Source organism: Aphanizomenon flos-aquae FACHB-1287, from assembly GCF_014698755.1.
GTDB lineage: Bacteria > Cyanobacteriota > Cyanobacteriia > Cyanobacteriales > Nostocaceae > Dolichospermum > Dolichospermum flosaquae.
Genome location: NZ_JACJTO010000024.1, coordinates 1 through 19,986, shown reverse-complemented (window position 1 = coordinate 19,986; position 19,986 = coordinate 1). Strand labels below are relative to the sequence as shown.

Annotated in this window: 11 protein-coding genes and 1 rRNA gene; 11 read left to right on the top strand and 1 reads right to left on the bottom strand. The window is 35.4% G+C overall.

Annotated features, from left to right (window positions below):
• Positions 1-63 precede the first annotated feature (63 nt).
• Positions 64-393 (bottom strand): hypothetical protein, encoded by a 330-nt coding sequence (locus H6G44_RS12535; protein ID WP_028082946.1) that lies wholly within the window; start codon positions 391-393, stop codon positions 64-66.
• Between the two features lie 929 nt (positions 394-1,322).
• Here H6G44_RS12535 and H6G44_RS12530 point away from each other — a divergent pair.
• The 11 genes from H6G44_RS12530 to H6G44_RS12480 form a co-directional block, all read left to right on the top strand.
• Entirely contained in the window at positions 1,323-8,099 is a 6,777-nt protein-coding gene (locus tag H6G44_RS12530) for a type I polyketide synthase (protein WP_190386906.1), read from the top strand.
• Between the two features lie 143 nt (positions 8,100-8,242).
• Positions 8,243-10,927: a PfaB family protein gene (locus H6G44_RS12525; protein WP_420867526.1), complete on the top strand. Its 2,685-nt coding sequence runs from the start codon at positions 8,243-8,245 to the stop codon at positions 10,925-10,927.
• Between the two features lie 148 nt (positions 10,928-11,075).
• Positions 11,076-12,695, top strand: coding sequence for a PfaD family polyunsaturated fatty acid/polyketide biosynthesis protein (locus H6G44_RS12520; protein ID WP_190386916.1), 1,620 nt, complete (start codon positions 11,076-11,078; stop codon positions 12,693-12,695).
• Positions 12,696-12,779: 84 nt separating this feature from the next.
• The gene (locus H6G44_RS12515) at positions 12,780-14,108 is read left to right on the top strand and encodes a phthiocerol/phthiodiolone dimycocerosyl transferase family protein (RefSeq protein ID WP_190386908.1); all 1,329 of its coding nucleotides are present in this window, start codon (positions 12,780-12,782) and stop codon (positions 14,106-14,108) included.
• Complete coding sequence (locus H6G44_RS12510; protein ID WP_190386909.1) at positions 14,109-14,414, top strand: acyl carrier protein; 306 nt, start codon at positions 14,109-14,111, stop codon at positions 14,412-14,414.
• 141 nt (positions 14,415-14,555) lie between these two features.
• On the top strand, positions 14,556-16,415 hold the full coding sequence (locus H6G44_RS12505; protein ID WP_190386910.1) for a TubC N-terminal docking domain-related protein: 1,860 nt from the start codon (positions 14,556-14,558) through the stop codon (positions 16,413-16,415).
• Between the two features lie 386 nt (positions 16,416-16,801).
• Positions 16,802-17,080 (top strand): transcriptional coactivator PipX, encoded by a 279-nt coding sequence (gene pipX / locus H6G44_RS12500; protein WP_190386911.1) that lies wholly within the window; start codon positions 16,802-16,804, stop codon positions 17,078-17,080.
• Entirely contained in the window at positions 17,077-17,745 is a 669-nt protein-coding gene (locus H6G44_RS12495; protein WP_190386912.1) for a YggS family pyridoxal phosphate-dependent enzyme, read from the top strand. Before pipX ends, H6G44_RS12495 begins: the two co-directional genes overlap by 4 nt.
• Before the next feature lie 373 nt (positions 17,746-18,118).
• On the top strand, positions 18,119-18,715 hold the full coding sequence (locus tag H6G44_RS12490) for a cell division protein SepF (RefSeq protein WP_190386913.1): 597 nt from the start codon (positions 18,119-18,121) through the stop codon (positions 18,713-18,715).
• Positions 18,716-18,772: 57 nt separating this feature from the next.
• Positions 18,773-19,588, top strand: a complete 816-nt coding sequence (gene proC / locus H6G44_RS12485) for a pyrroline-5-carboxylate reductase (protein ID WP_190386917.1) — start codon at positions 18,773-18,775, stop codon at positions 19,586-19,588.
• Between the two features lie 286 nt (positions 19,589-19,874).
• A 16S ribosomal RNA gene (locus tag H6G44_RS12480) occupies positions 19,875-19,986 on the top strand; the annotation flags it as partial.

The window sequence follows — 19,986 nt, the reverse complement described above, 5'->3', positions numbered from 1 at the left end:
TAAAATTTTGATAGGTAATTGGCAATTAGTTAATGACTATTACCGATTACCAATATCAAAAAATTATTTATTTAGTACAACCTCTTTCTCTTTCTTCTTCCGCATAATTGCCAAGTATTCGCTGCGGGTTCCGTCTACTCGGTAATGATCACAAATTTGGCAAAGTTTGAGAAGGTCTAAGCGACTAAATATTTTTTGATGTTCAATAGCGTTATCATTACGCCACCGCCAGAATGTTGTTCTATCAATGCGGCGATTGCTTTCAGGCCATCTTCTCCGTGATAGAAAATCTACTAATTCATCTTCATAAAATGAATAACCTTTTGGTAATTTAAGGAGGTCTTCTCGTAACTCATTCAGCGGGATGAGTGGATCTAATTCAGATAGTCTCATGCCAGCAATTCCTTGTAGTTTTTGTAATTCCAATATTGCAGAAGCCAGATAATGCAATAACGTTTAATTGACTAATTTTACGCTCAATGACTGTTTTAAATTTTCAGTCTAAATTTCCCCTGATTTAATAATTTAGATTAAACTTATTTTTTAGGAATTTCAACCTATATGCAACGAATTGTTTCATAAAACCTTATTTATGGTACTATCTTGGATTCGCAAAAATTGTAAGCATCAAATTCTCAATTCCTTAAATAGATCAAGGATTACTAATTTTGTATTATCTCAAACTTAGGAGATAAATTGATAAAAAATATATTTTTAATTCCTTAGATATATTTAATAGTGACTAATTTTACAAAAGCAAAAAAATATTTCTGGAGATAGATGCAAAAATTAAATATTTAGAATTAGAAACTAATGAACAATCATTATATATTTAAGATTTATTTGTATTCAGAGGATTTTCTATTCTTAGCTATTGTAAAATAAAGTTTTCAATAAGTGGAAATTAAGAATATGCAATCTCTATACAACTTTTGTCAAAATGGCTAAAACTTAGATAATAATTAGTGTATTGGACAAGGTAAGATATTTATTTGATAACTCCATCAATTTTACATTTGCAAGATTTTTATAAAATTGGATGTGAGTTGCTTATGAGTTGCCATGGGGTTGTCATTAGACTAGGATTAATATAGGCGGAAATTAATTTATAGGCTACAGGATTAATCAGACTATTTCATATTTGACCGCCACAGTATTCATTAATAATTCATGCCAAAAAAAGATTTCAATACCATTAAGGATGAAAATTAAAAATTTACTTAGGTTATACCTAAGTGAAAGTCATATTTTCGGAAATTAACTGAATTAAAAAAGCTCATTTCAACTTGCATATTGCCCGATCAAAAAAGTGAAATATGATCATGGCTGCTTCTAAATTTGAAGTTGATTTTGCACGGTTACAATCTGAAATTAGTAACTGCGAAAAGTCCGTACTCAAGATGATAACGGTGAAAAAAAATATGCCCGATACCACAAAGATGAAAAATGAAATTAATGCCAAACTGCGAACAACTAATGTAGCAATTATTGGTATGGCTTCTATCTTTCCTCAGGCGAAGAATTTACAGGAATACTGGGAAAATATTATTCAGAAAGTGGATTGTATTACTGATGTTCCTGCTTCCCGTTGGCATATAGATGATTATTATGATCCCGATCCTAAAGCACCAGATAAAACCTATTGTAAACGAGGAGGTTTTTTACCAGATATTGATTTTAATCCCATGAAATTTGGCTTACCTCCTAATATTTTGGAGGTGACAGATATTTCTCAATTACTGGGTTTAGTAGTAGCAAAAGAGGCGATAGAAGATGCTGGTTATGGTGTATCTCGCCAATTTAATCACGAACGAACAGGGGTAGTATTAGGAGTAGCAATTGGTAGACAATTGGCTGTTCCTTTGGGTGCAAGATTGCAAGATCCTCTTTGGAAAAAAGTTTTGAAAAATAGTGGTTTATCAGATGAAGATAGCCAAAAAATTATTGAAAAAATCAAAAGTGGATATGTGCAATGGGAAGAAAACGCCTTCCCCGGAATGTTAGCTAATGTGATTTCTGGACGTATCGCTAATCGCCTAGATTTAGGCGGGATGAATTGCGTAGTAGATGCAGCTTGTGCAAGTTCTTTAGGCGCACTGAGAATGGCTATTAGCGAGTTAGTGGAACATCGCGCCGACATGATGATAACTGGTGGTGTGGATACGGATAACTCAATTTTCGCCTATATGTGCTTCAGTAAAACCCCGGCGGTTTCTCCAGGGGATAAGGTGAAACCCTTTGATGCTGATGCTGACGGGATGATGTTAGGTGAAGGCGTGGGAATGCTGGTACTCAAGCGACTAGAAGACGCTCAACGAGATGGCGATCGCATTTATGCAGTCATCAAAGGTGTTGGCAGTTCTAGCGACGGTAAGTATAAAAGTATCTATGCACCTCGTCCCGAAGGACAAATAAATGCTTTACATCGTGCATATAATGAAGCAGGAATATCACCTGCCAGTATAGGTTTGATTGAAGCCCATGGTACAGGAACGATGGTAGGAGATCCTACAGAATTTACGTCTATTACCACCGTTTTTGGCGAAAATAACCCAAAAAAACAGCATATTGCCTTGGGAACTGTTAAATCCCAAATTGGACACACTAAAGCGGCTGCTGGTGCTGCTAGTCTAATTAAAGCGGCTTTAGCGTTACATCACAAAGTCTTACCGCCGACAATCAATGTCAGTAAACCCCATCCTAAACTGAATATTGAGAACTCACCATTTTACTTAAATACGGAGACTAGACCCTGGATAAGTCATCCCACTCAACCGAGAAGGGCGGGAGTCAGTGCCTTTGGCTTTGGTGGTACAAATTATCACGTTGTTTTGGAAGAATATGAACATGAACATCATCACCCGTACCGTTTACACCATACTCCACAATCGTTGCTGCTATTTGCTCCTACGGCTTCAGAGTTGTTATCTCGTTGTCAACAAATCCAGCAACAATTACAGATTGATGGTAAAGAACAACACTATCAACAATTAGTTACTGAGTCTCAAATTGGCAAAATTCCCGTTAATTATGCCAGAGTTGGCTTTGTAGCGAATGATTTAGCCCAAGCTGGGGAATTGCTGGAAATTGTGATTAAAGGGCTGAAACAGAAGCCTGAAGCCGAATCATGGGAACATCCTCAAGGGATTTACTACCGTCAAGCAGGGATAGACGCAAGGGGTAAAGTTGTGGCTTTGTTTTCTGGACAAGGTTCACAATACTTAGAAATGGGACGAGAGTTAGTAATAAATTTTCCCTGTTTGCGCCAAACATATACGCACATGGATAGCCTATTGTGTGAAGACGGGTTACAACCCTTATCAACCGTAGTATTCCCCCAGCCGATTTTTGATCAAGCACAAAAGCAAATTCAGTTAGCAACATTGCAGAAAACTGAATATGCACAACCGGCAATTGGTGTATTTAGTGCGGGCTTATATAAAATATTGCAACAAGCTGGTTTTAAACCCGATTTTGTCGCTGGTCATAGTTTTGGTGAATTAACGGCTTTGTGGGCTGCGGGTGTATTAAGTGAAGAGGATTATTTGTTCTTAGTAAAAGCTAGAGGACAAGCCATGGCTACACCTGCAAATTCAGATTTTGATGCAGGGGGAATGTTAGCCGTTAAAGGGAATATTCACCAAATAACAGAAGTAATTAAAAACTTTCCTTTGGTAGCAGTTGCTAATAGAAATTCTCAGCATCAAATAGTATTAGCTGGGAAGAAAAAGGAAATTAGTCAAGTTCAAGATATTCTCAAAAATCAAGGATTTTCTACTTTTTTATTAGGAGTTTCCGCAGCATTTCATACACCCTTAGTATCTCATGCTCAAAAACCTTTTGCTCAAGCTGTTGAAAAAGTAAATTTCAATGAAGCAAAAATTCCTGTTTATACTAATGTGACAGGTGGATGTTATCCTCAAGAACCTCACGATATCCAGAAGATTCTCAAAGAACAATTATTAAATCAGGTATTATTTCAGCAGGAGATTGAAAATATCTATGCTGCTGGTGGTTATTGTTTTGTGGAATTTGGTCCTAAAAATATCCTTACCAATTTGGTAAAAGAGATTTTAGCTGATAAACCCCACATAGCTATAGCCCTAAATGCAAATCACACTAAAAATAGTGATTGCACACTTCGAGAAGCTATAATTCAATTACAAGTAGCTGGGTTATCTTTGGAAAATTTAGACCCCTATCAAGTCGCCACTAAAATTCCCGAAATTCCCCAACAAAAAGTTTTGAATGTCCGGTTAAATAGTACCAATATTACCGAAAAAACTCAAAAAGCCTTTGCAAAAGCTTTAGAAAATGGTCATCATGTGGAGGTGATATCTCCCCAACCAACAGTTAACAACAAACCGCCAACTTCATTTAATGGGAATAAAGAATTACAGGGTAACGACAAACCGCAAACTTCATTTAATGGAAAACAAGAATTACAGGGTGACAACACACCGACTAATTCACTTAATAGTAAATTAGAAGAAATCAAAATTCAGCCGCAGAATTATGAAAAAGTTATTCACAGCTTAGAAAATTTCATCACAGAATTTAGTCAGCAACACCGGGATATTATTAATGTTCATGAACAATCTTTGCACAATCAAACAGAATACACAAAGACATTTTCTCAATTAATGCAGCAACAGTATTCATTATTAGGAAATAGTGAACTTACAGAAGATCAATCTCAAAATCAGCAATTAGTAATTTCTAGTTCTGAACGTAATATGATGCGGTTTCATGATCATCAAGGCGATACTCTTCGCATTCATGAACAGTATCTTAAATATCAACATGAATATAGCCATGATTATTTTCAACTTCTCCAGCAACATTTTCATTTACTGACTTCAGAAAATAGAGGTATTAGTTACGTAAATCAGCCTGAATCTGCTAATCTTTTAGTTAAAGAACCTATTTTCTCTCCCCAAGTTCCAGAGGAATTAGAAAATGATCAAAAGACCATTACCATAATTCCCAAAATTCCAATTAACATAGATAAAACTACCCTTAGTAAAACTCTGCTAAACGTTGTCAGTGAGAAAACAGGCTACCCTGTAGAAATGTTAGAACTGTCAATGGATATGGAAGCAGATTTAGGAATTGATTCTATTAAACGAGTAGAAATTTTAGGAGGTTTATTAGAAATATATCCTGATTTACCTAAACCCAGCCCCGAAGAATTAGGACAATTAAGAACCTTGGAACAAATTGCAGAATATATGCAAACTTTAGTTCCAGATATCTTAAATCAACAGGTAGAAATATCAACAGCAATTGCTACCACAGAGGTATTAATAGAAGTTCCCAAACCAGAATTAATTATATCTCCACCTGAAATTGAGGAACAGAAACCAGTAATAGAAATTCCCGAAAATCTAAGTCATATTCTTTTGACAATTGTGAGTGAAAAAACAGGTTATCCCGTAGAAATGCTAGAACTGTCAATGGATATGGAAGCAGATTTAGGAATTGATTCTATCAAAAGAGTAGAAATTTTAGGGGGTTTATTAGAAATATATCCCGACTTACCTAAACCCAACCCTGAAGAATTAGGACAATTAAGAACTTTGGGGGAAATTGCAAATTATATGCAGCAGCAAGCCCAGGGAGTGACTAAGTTATTGACTGAAGAAATATTAGAGATATCAACAACCAAATTCCAGCCAAATATTCGCCGCAGTATTGCAAAATTACAGCAACTTCCCACACCTGACAGTTTAGAATTTTCACCTTCTGAAAACCACATTGCATTAATAACTGATGACGGTTCTGATATTACTAATAAATTAGCAACAAATTTAATAGCTAAGGGTTGGAAAACTGTAGTTTTAAGTTTTCCAGGTATCGATTCGACCGTGAATGAAGATATCAATAAAGTAGTTTTGACTGATTGGAATGAAGAAACTTTAGAACAGCATTTAAAACAAATTGCAGATAATTATGGTACTGTAGCTGCATTTATTCACCTCCAGCCAGCAACACCATTAAATGTAGATAAATCTATTCTTCTTCATGTCTTCTTAATCGCTAAATATCTAAAAGAACCACTGAACAAAGCCTCAAAATTCGGACGCAGTTGTTTTATTAACGTTGCACATTTAGATGGTGAATTTGGATTAGCAGAAACCCATAACTTTAGTGCAATTGCTGGAGGATTATTTGGACTTATTAAGACTATTAATCAAGAATGGGAAAATGTATTTTGTCGTTCTCTTGACTTAAATCCAGACTTAGACCCAGAAACATCAGTAAAACATATCCTCGCTGAAATTTATGATCCAAACTTGTTAATTCAAGAAGTAGGATATAGCCGCAAAGGTAGAGTTAACTTAATCGCAGATTTCGCTCCATTACCAACTAATAATTCTCAAAGAAAAATTACCAAAAATCAAGTATTTTTAGTAAGTGGTGGTGCAAAAGGAATCACAGCCCAATGTGTAATTAAAATCGCCCAAGAATATCAATGTAAATTTATTATTCTAGGGCGTTCGAGTGCAGAACCCGAACCAGTTTGGTCGGAAAACTGCAAAAATGAAGCCGAATTAAAACAGCGAATCTTAGAAAATTTCCAAGCCCAAGGGGAAAAACCAACACCGATAATGGTACAGAAAAAGTATCAGGTTATTTCCTCACAGCGAGAAATTCAAAATACTCTTAAAGCCATTGAAAAAGCAGGAGGAAAAGCAGAATATCTGAGCGTAGATATTACCGATACAGTATTATTAGAATCAAAACTGGCAGATGTAATTGAACGTTTTGGGGTGATAACTGGCATCATTCATGGTGCAGGAAACTTAGCTGATAAACGCATTGAAAAAAAATCAATTCAAGATTTTGAAAATGTTTATGCAGCCAAAGTTAAAGGGTTAGAAAATCTCCTGCGGTGTGTACCAGCAAGTCAATTGCAATACTTGGTTTTGTTTTCTTCTGTAGTTGGATTTTATGGGAATGTAGGACAATCTGATTATGCCATAGCCAATGAAATCCTCAACAAATCTGCCCATTTAATTAAGCATAATTGCCCTAACTGTCATGTTATGGCTATTAACTGGGGACCTTGGGAAAGTGGGATGGTATCACCAGAATTAAAGAAAGCATTTGCGGAAAGAGGAATTGAGGTTATTCCTGTAGAAACAGGTACACAAATATTAATTGATGAACTAAATACCGCTAATCAAGACGCAGTTCAATTAGTGATTGGTAGTCCATTAATATATGTTCCCACAACTTTATCTAATGAGTTAAAAACCTATCGCATTAAACGCCAATTAACATTAGCAGAAAACCCATTTTTGCAGGATCATGTAATCGCAGGTCGTCCCGTACTTCCTGCTACCTGTGGGTTATTATGGATGACTAATGCTTGTGAACAAATCTATCCTGGATTTACAGCCTTTAGTTCTACGAATTTTAAAGTTTTAAAGGGCATAGTTTTTGATGAAAGTTTAATAAATGAATATGTTTTAGAAATTCAAGAACTTGCGAAACATCACAATCAAGAAATAGAATTTGCTGCTAAAATTAGCAGTAAGACATCAGACGGAAAAATCCGATATCATTTCAGTACCAATCTGATTCTCAAACGAGAAATTCCCACACCTCCCAGTTATGGAAGTCTGAATTTTAATCAAAATGAAGAACTTCTAAAAACTAATCAAGAATTGTATCAAGTAAATGATTGTAGCCTATTTCATGGAATCACTTTTCAAGGTGTAAAATCAGTTTTAAATATCAGTCATAATCAGATCACGATTGAATGTTACTTAACAGAACCAACAGCACAACAAAAGGGACAATTTACATTCCAAACATTCAATCCTTACATATCAGATGTCCAGATTCATTCCCTCTGGATTTGGACACAATACTTTCATCAAGTTGGCTGTTTACCATCAGAAATAAAGAACTTTGAACAATTTGCAAAAGTTCCCTTTGGGGAAACATTTTATGTTACTTGTGAAGTGCAATCGAAAACAGAATCATCAGTAATTACTAATGTGATTACCTATAACCACCAAGGACAAATTTACAATCGCATGATTGGTGCAAAAGGAACAATTTTACCGAGACCAATAGCCAAAGCTTAGATATTTTTTCACCCAGAGACGCAGAGGCGCAGGGAAAATTAAAATTCTAAAACTTTGCGCCTTTGCTCCTTTTTACTTACCCTGCATAATCTCTAAGAGAAATTGCAAGAAACATCATTAGGTTCAGTTCCAAAAAATGGAGAATGATCATGAAATTAACCGCACAAAATCAAAAGTTAGCAATTGTTGGTATGGATTGTTTTGTGAGTAATTCACCAACATTAAATCAATTTGAACGCCTGATTTATGAAGGTAAACAAAATTCAGTTACATCTTCAGATTATCAGCAAACTCCATTAAGTCGAGAAGTGATCAATTCGGCACTGGTAGATGCTAAAATTCAACCAAGCACAAAAATAGCATTAATCATCATTTCTCCCACGGAAAATTCTGCAAAATTAGCTAATTATATTCCTGCTGAGTTAGCATTTTTTACTGAAGAAAAGTCACTTTTATCAGCTTTAGATATAAGTCAAAAATTATTAACTACCCAGCAAGTTGAAGCTGTTTTAATTGTGGGGATAGATAAAAATTACTCAATAGAACTTAATACAGGTCTATATACTTTCAGTTATGATGAGAATGCTAAGGATGTAATTAAAACAGCAGGTGCAGCCGCAGTAGTATTACAACTGCATGAAACAGCCAAGCAACAAAATAATTGTATTTATGCAATTATTGATAGTTTGAGTGTTGTAAAACATTCTCTAAATCACCCAGAAACTCTTACCCAAACTTGTCAACAAGCTTTTCAAATAGCAAATATTAAAGCCTCAGATATTGGTTATTTAGAAGTTGTTGCTAGTGGAAATCCCAATGCAGATAAAGCAGAAATCCAAGGTTTAATATCGGCTTATCAGACAGGGAAAAGAAATCTTAGTTGTGCCTTGGGTAGTGTTAAAGCAAATATTGGCAATACAGAAGCCACCGCTGGTATATTTAGCCTCATCAAAACCGCACTTTGTTTATATCATCGTTATATTCCCGGTGTTCCCCAATGGTCTAATCCTAAACACTCAGAGATTTGGTACGGAAGTCCCTTTTATGTAGCAGTAGAATCAAAACCTTGGTTTTTAGAACCTGGTGCAACTAAAAGAGTTGCTGCGGTAAATATGATAGAGGAAGATGATATTTATGGACATTTAATTTTGTCGGAAGAAATTAGCCAAATAGAACGTAATAGTCAATATTTAGCAGAAATGCCTTATTATTTATTTGCCATTGCCGCTGATAATAGTTCTTCTTTATTAACACAAATTACCGCACTCCAACAAAATATTACAGATATTTCCTCCCTATCACAACTTGCTAGTGATTATTTCCAAAAATATCAGCAATATCAAAAATCAACCTACGCTTTAGCAATTCTTGCACGACATCCAGAGGAATTAAAACGAGAAATTGAAAGGGCAATTCAGGGTGTAAAAATTGCTTTCGCTACTGGCAAAGATTGGCAAACTCCTCTTGGTAGTTATTTTACAGTTAATCCCCAAGGTAAAAAAGGTCATATTGCCTTTGTTTATCCTGGTTCTTTTACTTCTTATATAGGACTAGGAAGAAATATTTTTCGTCTTTTTCCTCAACTACATAATGATGTAATCATTAAAAATGTTTATAATCGAGTCGACAACATTGAAAAAATTCTCTATCCTCGAAGCATCAACAAATTATCAAGAAGACAACTAGAAAACATAGAACAAACATTAATAGATGATCCCGTTTCCATGCTAGAATCAGAAGTTGGTATTGCGGGATTAATGACAGCAATTCTTAAAAACTATTTTCAAATTCAATCACCCTATGCTTTTGGCTATAGCCTTGGTGAAACAAGTATGATGTTAGCCCAAGGCATCTGGACTAGTTTTAAAAGTACCAGCGATTATTTGAACTCATCACCTTTATTTAAAACTCAGTTATCTGGACATAAAAATGCAGTTCGTCACCACTGGGGATTACCTTTAATTCATGGAGGTAAAAGTGAAGAATTTTGGAGTAATTACATTTTAATATGCTCACCTTCCAAAGTTCAAGAAGTTCTAAAAAATGAAAGTTGGGTTTATATGCCTTTAATTAATACACCCGAAGAAGTAGTTATTGCTGGTGAAACCCAAGCTTGTCAAAGAGTCATTGAAACCTTAAAATGTGATGCTTTTTCCACATCAATTAATCATGTAATTCATTGTGAACCAATGCAATCTGAATATGATGAATTAGTGAAAGTTAATACATTGCCCACTCAAGCAAATTCAGCTACAATTTTCTATTCTGCCGCCGAATATTTACCCATTAATATTGATAGTCATTTAATTGGCAAAAATATCGCTAAAGCCCTTTGTCAACAACTTGATTTTCCTCGCTTAGTTAATCATGTCTATAATGATAATATCAGAATCTTTATTGAAGTTGGTGTTGGTAGTAATTGTAGTCGTTGGATTAGTGAAATTCTCAAAGATAAAGAACATCTAACAGTGTCTCTAAATAAAAGAGGTGTAGATGATCATACTTCTATTATCAAAGCATTGGCGAAGCTATTTAGTCATCGAATTGAGTTAGATCTATCACCTTTATATTCTTCGTCTAATACCAAGATTAATCAAGATATTGCTTGCAAAAATCAGTCATTTTTACAAAATAATTCTTTACTAAATTATGAACAGAAAATAAAGTCTATCCCTAATTATCAAAGTTTAAATAATAATAATGCCCGTATGACTAAAGCACATAGCTTTTTATTACAATCTCGACAAAGATCACTTCAACAACTTAGCCTCTTTCTTCAGCAGCAGTTAGAATTTTACAAAAAAATGATCATGCAAATAGAAAAGTAAAAATAAACAGAAATTTCTTTGAATTAATTATGGGATAGGCATCTTGCCTTCCTACAATACTCTAGTCAATTATCAGAGGTTAAATAAAGTGTTTAATTCAGAAATTACGCCAAATAAACATCAACAAAAACTCAAGTTTTCCCCTACAATGAATAATAATTATCAAGCATGGCAAGGTGATTTAAATACCGTCTCTTTTGATGCAGAAAATATTAAAAATAAACTGATGAATTTAAATTTTCCTTGCTATATTCTGAATAAAGAAGGACAAATTGGTATTAGCAACAAAGGTAGTTTATCATATAGTGCCAATGGTAAAAGTAACAAGTTAGAAATGCTTTTAACTGTTCCTGCTATCGAATTTCATCAATTAGGCGATCCAAATTTTCTAGAGTTTTATGGCACAAAATATGCATATATGACTGGGGCAATGGCTCAGGGTATTGCATCTGAAGAAATGGTAATTGCCCTAGGAAAAGCTAATATTTTAAGTTCCTTTGGTGCAGGAGGTTTATTACCTGCCCGTGTGGAATCAGCAATTCATAAAATTCAACAAGCTTTACATAACAAATCCTATGCATTTAACTTACTTCATAGTCCTAGTGAACCTGCTATCGAACGTCGTTTAATTAATTTGTATTTACAGCATCAAGTCAGAATAATTGAAGCCTCTGCATTCTTAGATTTGAGTGATAATATAGTCTACTATCGGGCTGCTGGATTAAGTTTAAATTCAGCCAATCAAATTGAAATCAACAATAAAATTATCGCTAAAGTTTCCCGTCGAGAAATTGCCACTAAATTCCTCCAACCTGCACCTACAAAAATTCTGACCCAATTAGTTGAACAAGGATTAATTAGCGAATTGCAAGCTAATCTTGCGGCAAAAATTCCTATGGCTGATGATATTACCATAGAAGCAGATTCAGGAGGACATACAGATAATCGTCCCTTGGTTTGTTTATTACCTTATATCTTAGAATTAAGAGATGAAATTCAACGCAAATATAATTATGAAAAACCTGTAAGAATCGGTGTTGCTGGAGGAATTTCTACACCGCAATCAGCACTAGCATCCTTCATGATGGGTGCGGCTTATATTGTCACTGGTTCTATTAATCAATCCTGCATTGAAGCTGGGACTTCTGAATATACAAAAAAGCTCCTATCTGAAGCAGAAATGACTGATGTAATGATGGCACCAGCGGCTGATATGTTTGAAATGGGAGTAAAGTTACAAGTTCTTAAAAGAGGAACTCTTTTTCCTCTCCGCGCTCAAAAACTATGGGAATTATACAGAAATTATAATTCAATTGCAGAAATTCCTCCAGATGAAATAGAAAAATTAGAAAAACAAATTCTGCGAAAAACAATTTCTGAAATTTGGCAAGAAACATCTACTTATTTATCCCAACGCAACCCAGAAAAATTAAGCAAAGCAACTAACAATCCTAAAATAAAAATGGCATTAATATTTCGTTGGTATTTAGGATTGTCTTCTCGGTGGTCTAACACAGGAGAAAAAGGTCGAGAAATTGATTATCAAATTTGGTGTGGACCAGCAATGGGCAGTTTTAATAATTGGGTACGTGGCTCTTATTTGGCAGATATTAATAATCGCCGAGTAGTTGATATAGCCGATCAAATTATGACAGGTGCAGCTTATTTATATCGGGTTCAAAATTTAAAAATCCAAGGTTTACAAATGCCAGAGGAATTTAGTCAATATCATCCAGTATCTAACTTAAATAAACAACCAAGTTTATAGTTAGCACCTTAGTATCGTAAATGAGGGATTTATCCCTCACTACCAACTATTTTAATAATTCTTATTTAGCAAATGGTAATAAATATGGCTATAAATAGAAAATTAGGACAGCTAGAAGAAACAATGGAAATTCTGAATCAACGAGCTAAAACATGGAATTTAGTTACTATTAGCCGTATTCAGGGAAATCTTCAAGAAACAGTTCTCAGGCAATCTTTAGATATTCTGCAATATCGTCATCCTGCCCTTAATTCTCACATTATTAATTCTAAAAATTCCTACTATTTTCAGTCTATAGATACAGGAAAACTTCCTTTGCAAATTGTTAATATTGGAGAAAGTCAGGAATGGGAAGCAGTCGTCAATGCAGAAATGAATCAATTAATTGATAGTAGTAAATATCTGCTAAGAGTTGTACTTGTAAAAATATTGAATCAGCGGAATATCAATTATCTGATCACAACTACACATCATGCTATTACCGACGGTTTATCAAGCATCAAACTACATTCAGAAATTTTAACCTATTGTCAAAGAATTACTGAAGGTAAATCTATTCCAGTAGCCACTACCTTAGCAGCACTTCCACCCATTGAAAAACTATTACCAACTTGGACAAATAGTTTTAAAGGAAAGATAGGTAGAATTTATTTATTATTAAATATCGCTTTTCAAAAATACTGGAATCAACTAAAAACCTTAAGAGTAGAAAAATATGTTCCTATTTCTCAGCGTCATTGCGAAATCATTCATAGACAACTTAATCAAGAATCAACACAGCAGTTTATTCAGCAATGCCGACAAGAAAATACTACAGTACAAAGTGCTTTATGTGCGGCACTAATGTTAACAGTCTCCAAACAATTGACTAAAAGCCATGAAGATAATATTCGAGTTAGTTGTTTATCATATCTTGATTTAAGAAGACATTTGCAACCAGAAATTAGTCAAGAAAATATGACAGTTTTAGCAGCATCTTTGATGGGATTTTATAGAATTACTAATAATATATGTTTTTGGGAATTAGCGCGGAAAGTTAAACAAACTCTTAATAAAAAAATTAACCAAGGAGAAATTTTTCAAATGATACTTATAGCTAAACAACTAATAAATTTCTCCTTGTTATTTCCTAATCAAGTATCCGCTACAGTTTCCATTTCTAATGTTGGTAAAATTAATATTCCTCATAGTTATGGTCAATTAGAACTAGAAGAAATTAGTTTTGTTGGTTCTCATGCTTTATACGCAGGAATGTTTATTGTTCATGCTGCTACTTTTCAGGAAAAAATGACCCTAAATTTTGTATTTTCTCAACCTTCACTTCATCGAGAAACCATGGAAAAAATCGTAGATAATTGTATCAATTACATTATGAAATTTTCGCCTAATTGCTTAATACCTGGGGTAACATAAATGAATAATCATCTTTCTAATTATCAACCTGATAACCAAGATAACACTACTAAAATTCAAGCTTGGTTAGTCTCAGAAATTTCCTCCTTATTGGGAGTTAATCCAGAAGAAATAAATATTCGTAAACCCCTCGATAGTTACGGTTTAGACTCAGCACAAACCATAATTATCGCTAGGAAAGCCGAAAAGTTCTTGGGATTTAAATTATCACTTATGCACCTTTGGTATTATCCCACCATTGAAGAACTTTCTCTCAGACTATCTGAAGAATTAGAAAATTCTCAGTCAGAAATTATCCAGATATAAGCTCTACAAATTCTGTTTAATTACTGACAATCCAGTTTTTCCTCCTTGATTATTAGGACACTTTGCCAGATTGGGACAACCCTAATTTAGCTAGGTGTCCTCTTTCCTAAGTTCTTATTTTTAAACACAGGAGATTTTGTCATGAATGCAGCAGAAATTTTAGCAAAACTCACTCAACAAGGTGTATTATTTTGGTCAGAAAATAGCAAACTGAATATTCGTTCCCCCAAAGGAGTAATTACCCCAGAAATCCAAGTAGAAATAGCCACATATAAAGAAGATATTTTAGCATTAATCCAGGAAATGAATGTTACTAATAACTATGCCCAAGAACCTTTAATTCAAGGCATTAGTTTACAAACTATTGGTAAATTAATTGGTGGCTTTTCTGGAGAATTACCCACAGGATATGAACCACCAATTATTAATCCTAAGTTCATGGCTGAAAACTTAAAAATTAGCTTTAGACCTTTACCAGATAATTATTATAATCAAGTCATTGTTAGATTTAGGCAACAATTAATCTTCTATCTTCAAAAGCATGGTGTCACAGTAATTCCTTGGAAAGAAGCGACAACAGAATTAAAACATACCATTAAAATTCCCATTTTAAACTGGCATAAATCTTTAAAAATCCAAAGTGTCAGAGCAGATATTGATGCTATTGTAGATGTAGAAAGACCAAATTCATGGTTAAGAAAATTAGGCATAATTATCGCTGAAAATTGGTATAAATTATCTTATAATTGGCTAAAAGAAAAACAACAAATGTCCGTTATTCAAATTGCTAAATTGAGTAGCTGGGCTGAAGATCATGCCGCTAAATATGTTGAAGATCCTACTAATACACAAGTAGTAACTCTGACTAACATAGATAATCAATTTGTTAGTCCACTTACACCCTATACAGAAAAAATTCGTATCGGCATAAATACACTAGTTAAAACCTTCTCAGAAATTGTCATTGGTGTATCTAACGAAGAATTTTCTATTCTGAATATGAATCTATCTGATTCTAAGTTTCTTCATAATGAAATTGAAGACTTTGCCTTAAAATCATTTATACCTAAAGTATTTGTCCCAATTACTCCACTATTGATTAGTCGTTTTGAACTAGGAAAATATAATCCTCATCTGTCAAATTATGCCAATAAATTAATTAAATTAGGGCAAGATCTAGAATCAACAGGTTTATTTCCAAATGGATTTAAATTAGATGAAGTTATTCAAAGAAAATCCCATCGAGATATAGTTGATGTCATTGTTAATGGTAGAACAGGAGTATCTTATGGTTTTGTCGCTTATATCGAACCTCCTCATTATGTAGGTAAACCAGAAATTACCATTGATGAATGGGAAAATTTATTACCTGTCGCAGGATTTAGTAGTTATGAACTTCGGCAAAATCAACAAAGTAGACGTTATATCAAACTGAATATTAATGCAGAAAATAGATTTAAACAAATCCCTGACATTTGGTTAGTTAGTTCCCGTTCTGGTGCAAACAAAACCAATTTAAATATTGATTCTGATATTCTGCGTATTGGTTTACAAGACAAATTACATCTGCAATTACCATTAGGAAGTAGCTCAAACAAAACAGATATCAAACCTTCCTATGATATCTATGTCATGTTAGCTATTAGCCTCGCTACCGCCTTATACACACCCGAAATAATTGCCAATGGCGCACCCATTGTTCATTTTCATGGCTATCCTGATTTTCATTGGTTTCAAGAAAATGAATACTGCGTTGGCATGAATAATCCCTCCGTACCTTGTGGAACTTATGAATCAGGAGTTTTCAATTTTCTAGGAATTGCTGATTTAGGTAATCAAATCATAAATGATGTCAACTTAATTAGCTTAATAGAACCAGATCATGGGACAAACTTTATTGCTAAAGATTTAGAATATTTAGTAAATAGGCTCAAAAACGGTTGCCTAACCGGACAAATTGAACTAGGTGGTAAAAATTTTCCCTCCCTGAAAAATCGGTAACAGGTAAGAAGGCAAGGAGGTAGCAGGAAAATATCCCTCTTTACTTATTTATAACCCCTCCTCCTAACTCCTACTGTATGCCGGCCGGATAAATGTCCATTTTTGCGTCATTAGCACATAATTGTGGCAGGATAGAAACAAGCCTGTGCAACACCACGGACTCAAAAAAGTATTCCCACAAAAAACCGCCAGAACAATTGTGAGTTTCGTACTGTCAACAAAAATTCTAGTGGAAGGGTATACTATCCTCAAAAGATTAGTTGCAGAACAAGCCATAGCGGTTGTCAGTTACATGAAAACATCCAGTTATCATCAAACTTATACCCTCATCGCTTTTAAGCTTGTTACCGTCCCCGGCCATATACACTCCCAACCTTGACTAGGAAATGAATCCAGAAAGCTCAGAAACTTACATAAATCATCCAACTTGGGGTTTACTCTATAGGATCTGTATGGTTGATGAGAACCAGGATCTGTTTACCACACTCTACGCCCAACGCTTATTTTTTCTAGTAACAACTGAACTTAAAGTCCTGAAATTTCAGTCGATTGGCCGGACTGAAGCCAGAATGGTGCTGGAAAATCGCCTACGTACTTTACGCCGCAGTGGTAACTCCCATGAGTACGAACTGCTTCAAAATGTTTTCCAGTGTACATTCCAATGAGCAGTTTAATTAGCGATAGTCTTAGCAATATTCGCGCCTCACTCCCATCTACAGTGAGGTTGATTGCTGTCACAAAAAAAGTATCTACTGAATTAATGCGGGAAGCTTATACCGCAGGAATTCGTGATTTTGCCGAAAGTCACATCCAGGAAGCCACCAGCAAAAAAATTGAGTTATCAGATCTATCAGATATTACCTGGCACTTGATAGGACATCTACAAACCAACAAGGCCAGAAAAGCCTTAGAACTATTTTCATGGATTCACTCCGTTGATAACTTACCGCTTGCACAACGTTTAAACACTCTAGCGCAAGAACTAAAAGTGACTCCGAATATATGCTTACAAGTCAAAATTCTCTCCGACGCGAATAAATATGGTTGGATGGTTTCAGAATTATTAGCTGACTTAGAAGCACTTAATCAATGTCAGAACTTACAAATTCAAGGTTTAATGACAATTCCGCCGCAAGGATTGGCGGATAGAGAAATTTTAACTGTATTTAATAGTACGTATGAATTAGCACAAACTATCCAATCGCAACATTGGGCAAATATTACAATGCAGCAATTATCAATGGGTATGTCTGGTGATTATCAACTAGCAGTACAGGCAGGAGCGACCATGGTACGATTAGGCACAATTTTATTTGGTCAAAGAGTTTAGATATAGCTGTAGGCATTGTGCTAGACAGCATGATTGATAATAGATCACGAATTTATTTTACCAACTATTGATAATAGTCAAAAAATAAAATAGTTTCATAAGTAATACTGAATCCCAAAACAGGGGGTCTCACCACCTTTATTTTTAATGATCATTAGGCTACAATTTTATCTCATTGTTACAGATTCATTAATGTGCTGGCATTAACATAAATAATATCTGTCAATGATTGATGGTTTGTGCTAAAAACGAAAATTAATAGTACAATTGCTACATCAAACATCTAATATAGTCATCACTGCTGCCTAGAAGAAACTTAAATGTAACTGATAGCCAGGAAAATTAGGGTAATTTTAATCCGGGAGCATACAACATGAGTAATATATTTTCCAAACTTAGAGACTTTGTTGGCTTAAACGAGCAAGTAGAATACGAATACTACGAAGAAGAAGCTGATACAGCAGATAATTATCAGAATAGCTATCAGCAAGAAAACCCTCAACCAGCCCCACAGGAAACCACTCCTGCAAATCGGCGTTGGCGGGAAAATCCACCTACCAGTACAGAAGAAGCAGTTGCAACAGTATCCAAACCTATGAGTAATGTTATTGGTATGCCAGGCGCAATTAATGGAATCTCTGAAGTTCTAGTCCTAGAACCTCGCACATTTGAAGAAATGCCCCAGGCAATTCAAGCACTGCGCGAACGTAAATCAGTAGTATTAAACTTGACAATTATGGATCCCGACCAAGCTCAACGGGCAGTTGACTTTGTAGCCGGTGGTACTTATGCCTTAGATGGACATCAAGAAAGAATTGGTGAAAGTATCTTCTTGTTTACTCCTAGTTGCGTGCAAGTTAGCACTCAGGGCGGTTTAATCCACGAAGTACCTATCAGCCAAGCTCGTCCCGCTCGTCCCGCAGCAGCCGCAGCCACTTGGGGGAATGAACCCACTCGGATGGCACAGTAAACCAAATTAGTCATTAGTTCCTATAATTAATTGACCACTAACTAGTGACTAATGAAAATGAATATAAAATTTGGCTTAATTGGCGGTGGGGTAATGGGAGAAGCCCTATTATCCCGCCTTATTATCAGTGGCACTTATCAAGGCTCAGAAATCATCGTCAGTGAACCCCAGGCTGAACGCCGCAACCATTTAGAGCAGAAATATAGCGTAGCTGTCACAACAGACAATAGCCTAGTCTTGAGCAAAGCCAAAACAGCCGTAATGTTGGCAATCAAACCCCAAATATTTGCCACCGTCGCGCAAGAATTAGCAGCCATTCTCCCCATAGAGCATTCACCCTTGATCATTTCTATACTGGCGGGTATAACTTTAAAACAATTAGAAGCCAGCTTCCCCCAAATCCCTATAATTCGCGCCATGCCCAACACTCCCGCCACAATAGGCGCAGGTATAACAGCAATTTCTTTAGGCGCGTATACTAATGCTAATCACCAACAAATAGCACAGCAAATTTTTACCGCCGTTGGCGAAGTAGTCGAAATCCCGGAAACCCTCATGGATGCAGTGACAGGATTATCTGGTAGTGGACCAGCTTATGTAGCATTGATGATCGAAGCCCTAGCCGATGGCGGAGTCGCTGTAGGTCTATCAAGATCCATCGCTCAACAACTAGCAGTACAAACAGTATTAGGAACAGCCACACTTTTGCAAAACACAAAAATTCACCCAGCCGAACTTAAAGATAGAGTTACCAGTCCCGGAGGTACAACCATTGCTGGTGTCAGTGCCCTAGAAAAAGCCGGTTTTCGTTCCGCCATCATTGAAGCCGTCAAAGCCTCAAAAGAACGCTCTCAAGAATTAGGGAATGGATGATATTTATGATAACCAAATTCATCAAAACCCTATCTATATAAAGCTTTTAGACGAAAATAGAGTTTGTATTCACCCCCTACCCAAAAAAACTTTAAAAAACCCCTTGACAGAAAAAGGAAGGATTGATATATTAGATAAGTGCCGGGGAGAGAAAACAACTCACGGCAACTGAACCGAGAAAAAATAATACTTTGAAAGAATAGATTAAACCAATCCTCGTCGTAAAGATAATTAAGAAAGAGGATTCGAGATTTTAATTAATTTCGGAGCCGAAGCAAACTCAAACAAAATGGAGAGTTTGATCCTGGCTCAGGATGAACGCTGGCGGTATGCTTAACACATGCAAGTCGAACGGTCTTTTAGGAGACAGTGGCGGACGGGTGAGTAACGCGTAAGAA

Coding starts and splice junctions, on each gene's coding strand:
- H6G44_RS12490 (WP_190386913.1), top strand. CDS start 18,119: ATGAGTAATATATTTTCCAAACTTAGAGACTTTGTTGGCTTAAACGAG.
- H6G44_RS12535 (WP_028082946.1), bottom strand. CDS start 393: ATGAGACTATCTGAATTAGATCCACTCATCCCGCTGAATGAGTTACGA.
- H6G44_RS12505 (WP_190386910.1), top strand. CDS start 14,556: ATGAATGCAGCAGAAATTTTAGCAAAACTCACTCAACAAGGTGTATTA.
- H6G44_RS12510 (WP_190386909.1), top strand. CDS start 14,109: ATGAATAATCATCTTTCTAATTATCAACCTGATAACCAAGATAACACT.
- H6G44_RS12530 (WP_190386906.1), top strand. CDS start 1,323: ATGGCTGCTTCTAAATTTGAAGTTGATTTTGCACGGTTACAATCTGAA.
- pipX (WP_190386911.1), top strand. CDS start 16,802: ATGAATCCAGAAAGCTCAGAAACTTACATAAATCATCCAACTTGGGGT.
- proC (WP_190386917.1), top strand. CDS start 18,773: ATGAATATAAAATTTGGCTTAATTGGCGGTGGGGTAATGGGAGAAGCC.
- H6G44_RS12520 (WP_190386916.1), top strand. CDS start 11,076: ATGAATAATAATTATCAAGCATGGCAAGGTGATTTAAATACCGTCTCT.
- H6G44_RS12495 (WP_190386912.1), top strand. CDS start 17,077: ATGAGCAGTTTAATTAGCGATAGTCTTAGCAATATTCGCGCCTCACTC.
- H6G44_RS12525 (WP_420867526.1), top strand. CDS start 8,243: ATGATCATGAAATTAACCGCACAAAATCAAAAGTTAGCAATTGTTGGT.
- H6G44_RS12515 (WP_190386908.1), top strand. CDS start 12,780: ATGGCTATAAATAGAAAATTAGGACAGCTAGAAGAAACAATGGAAATT.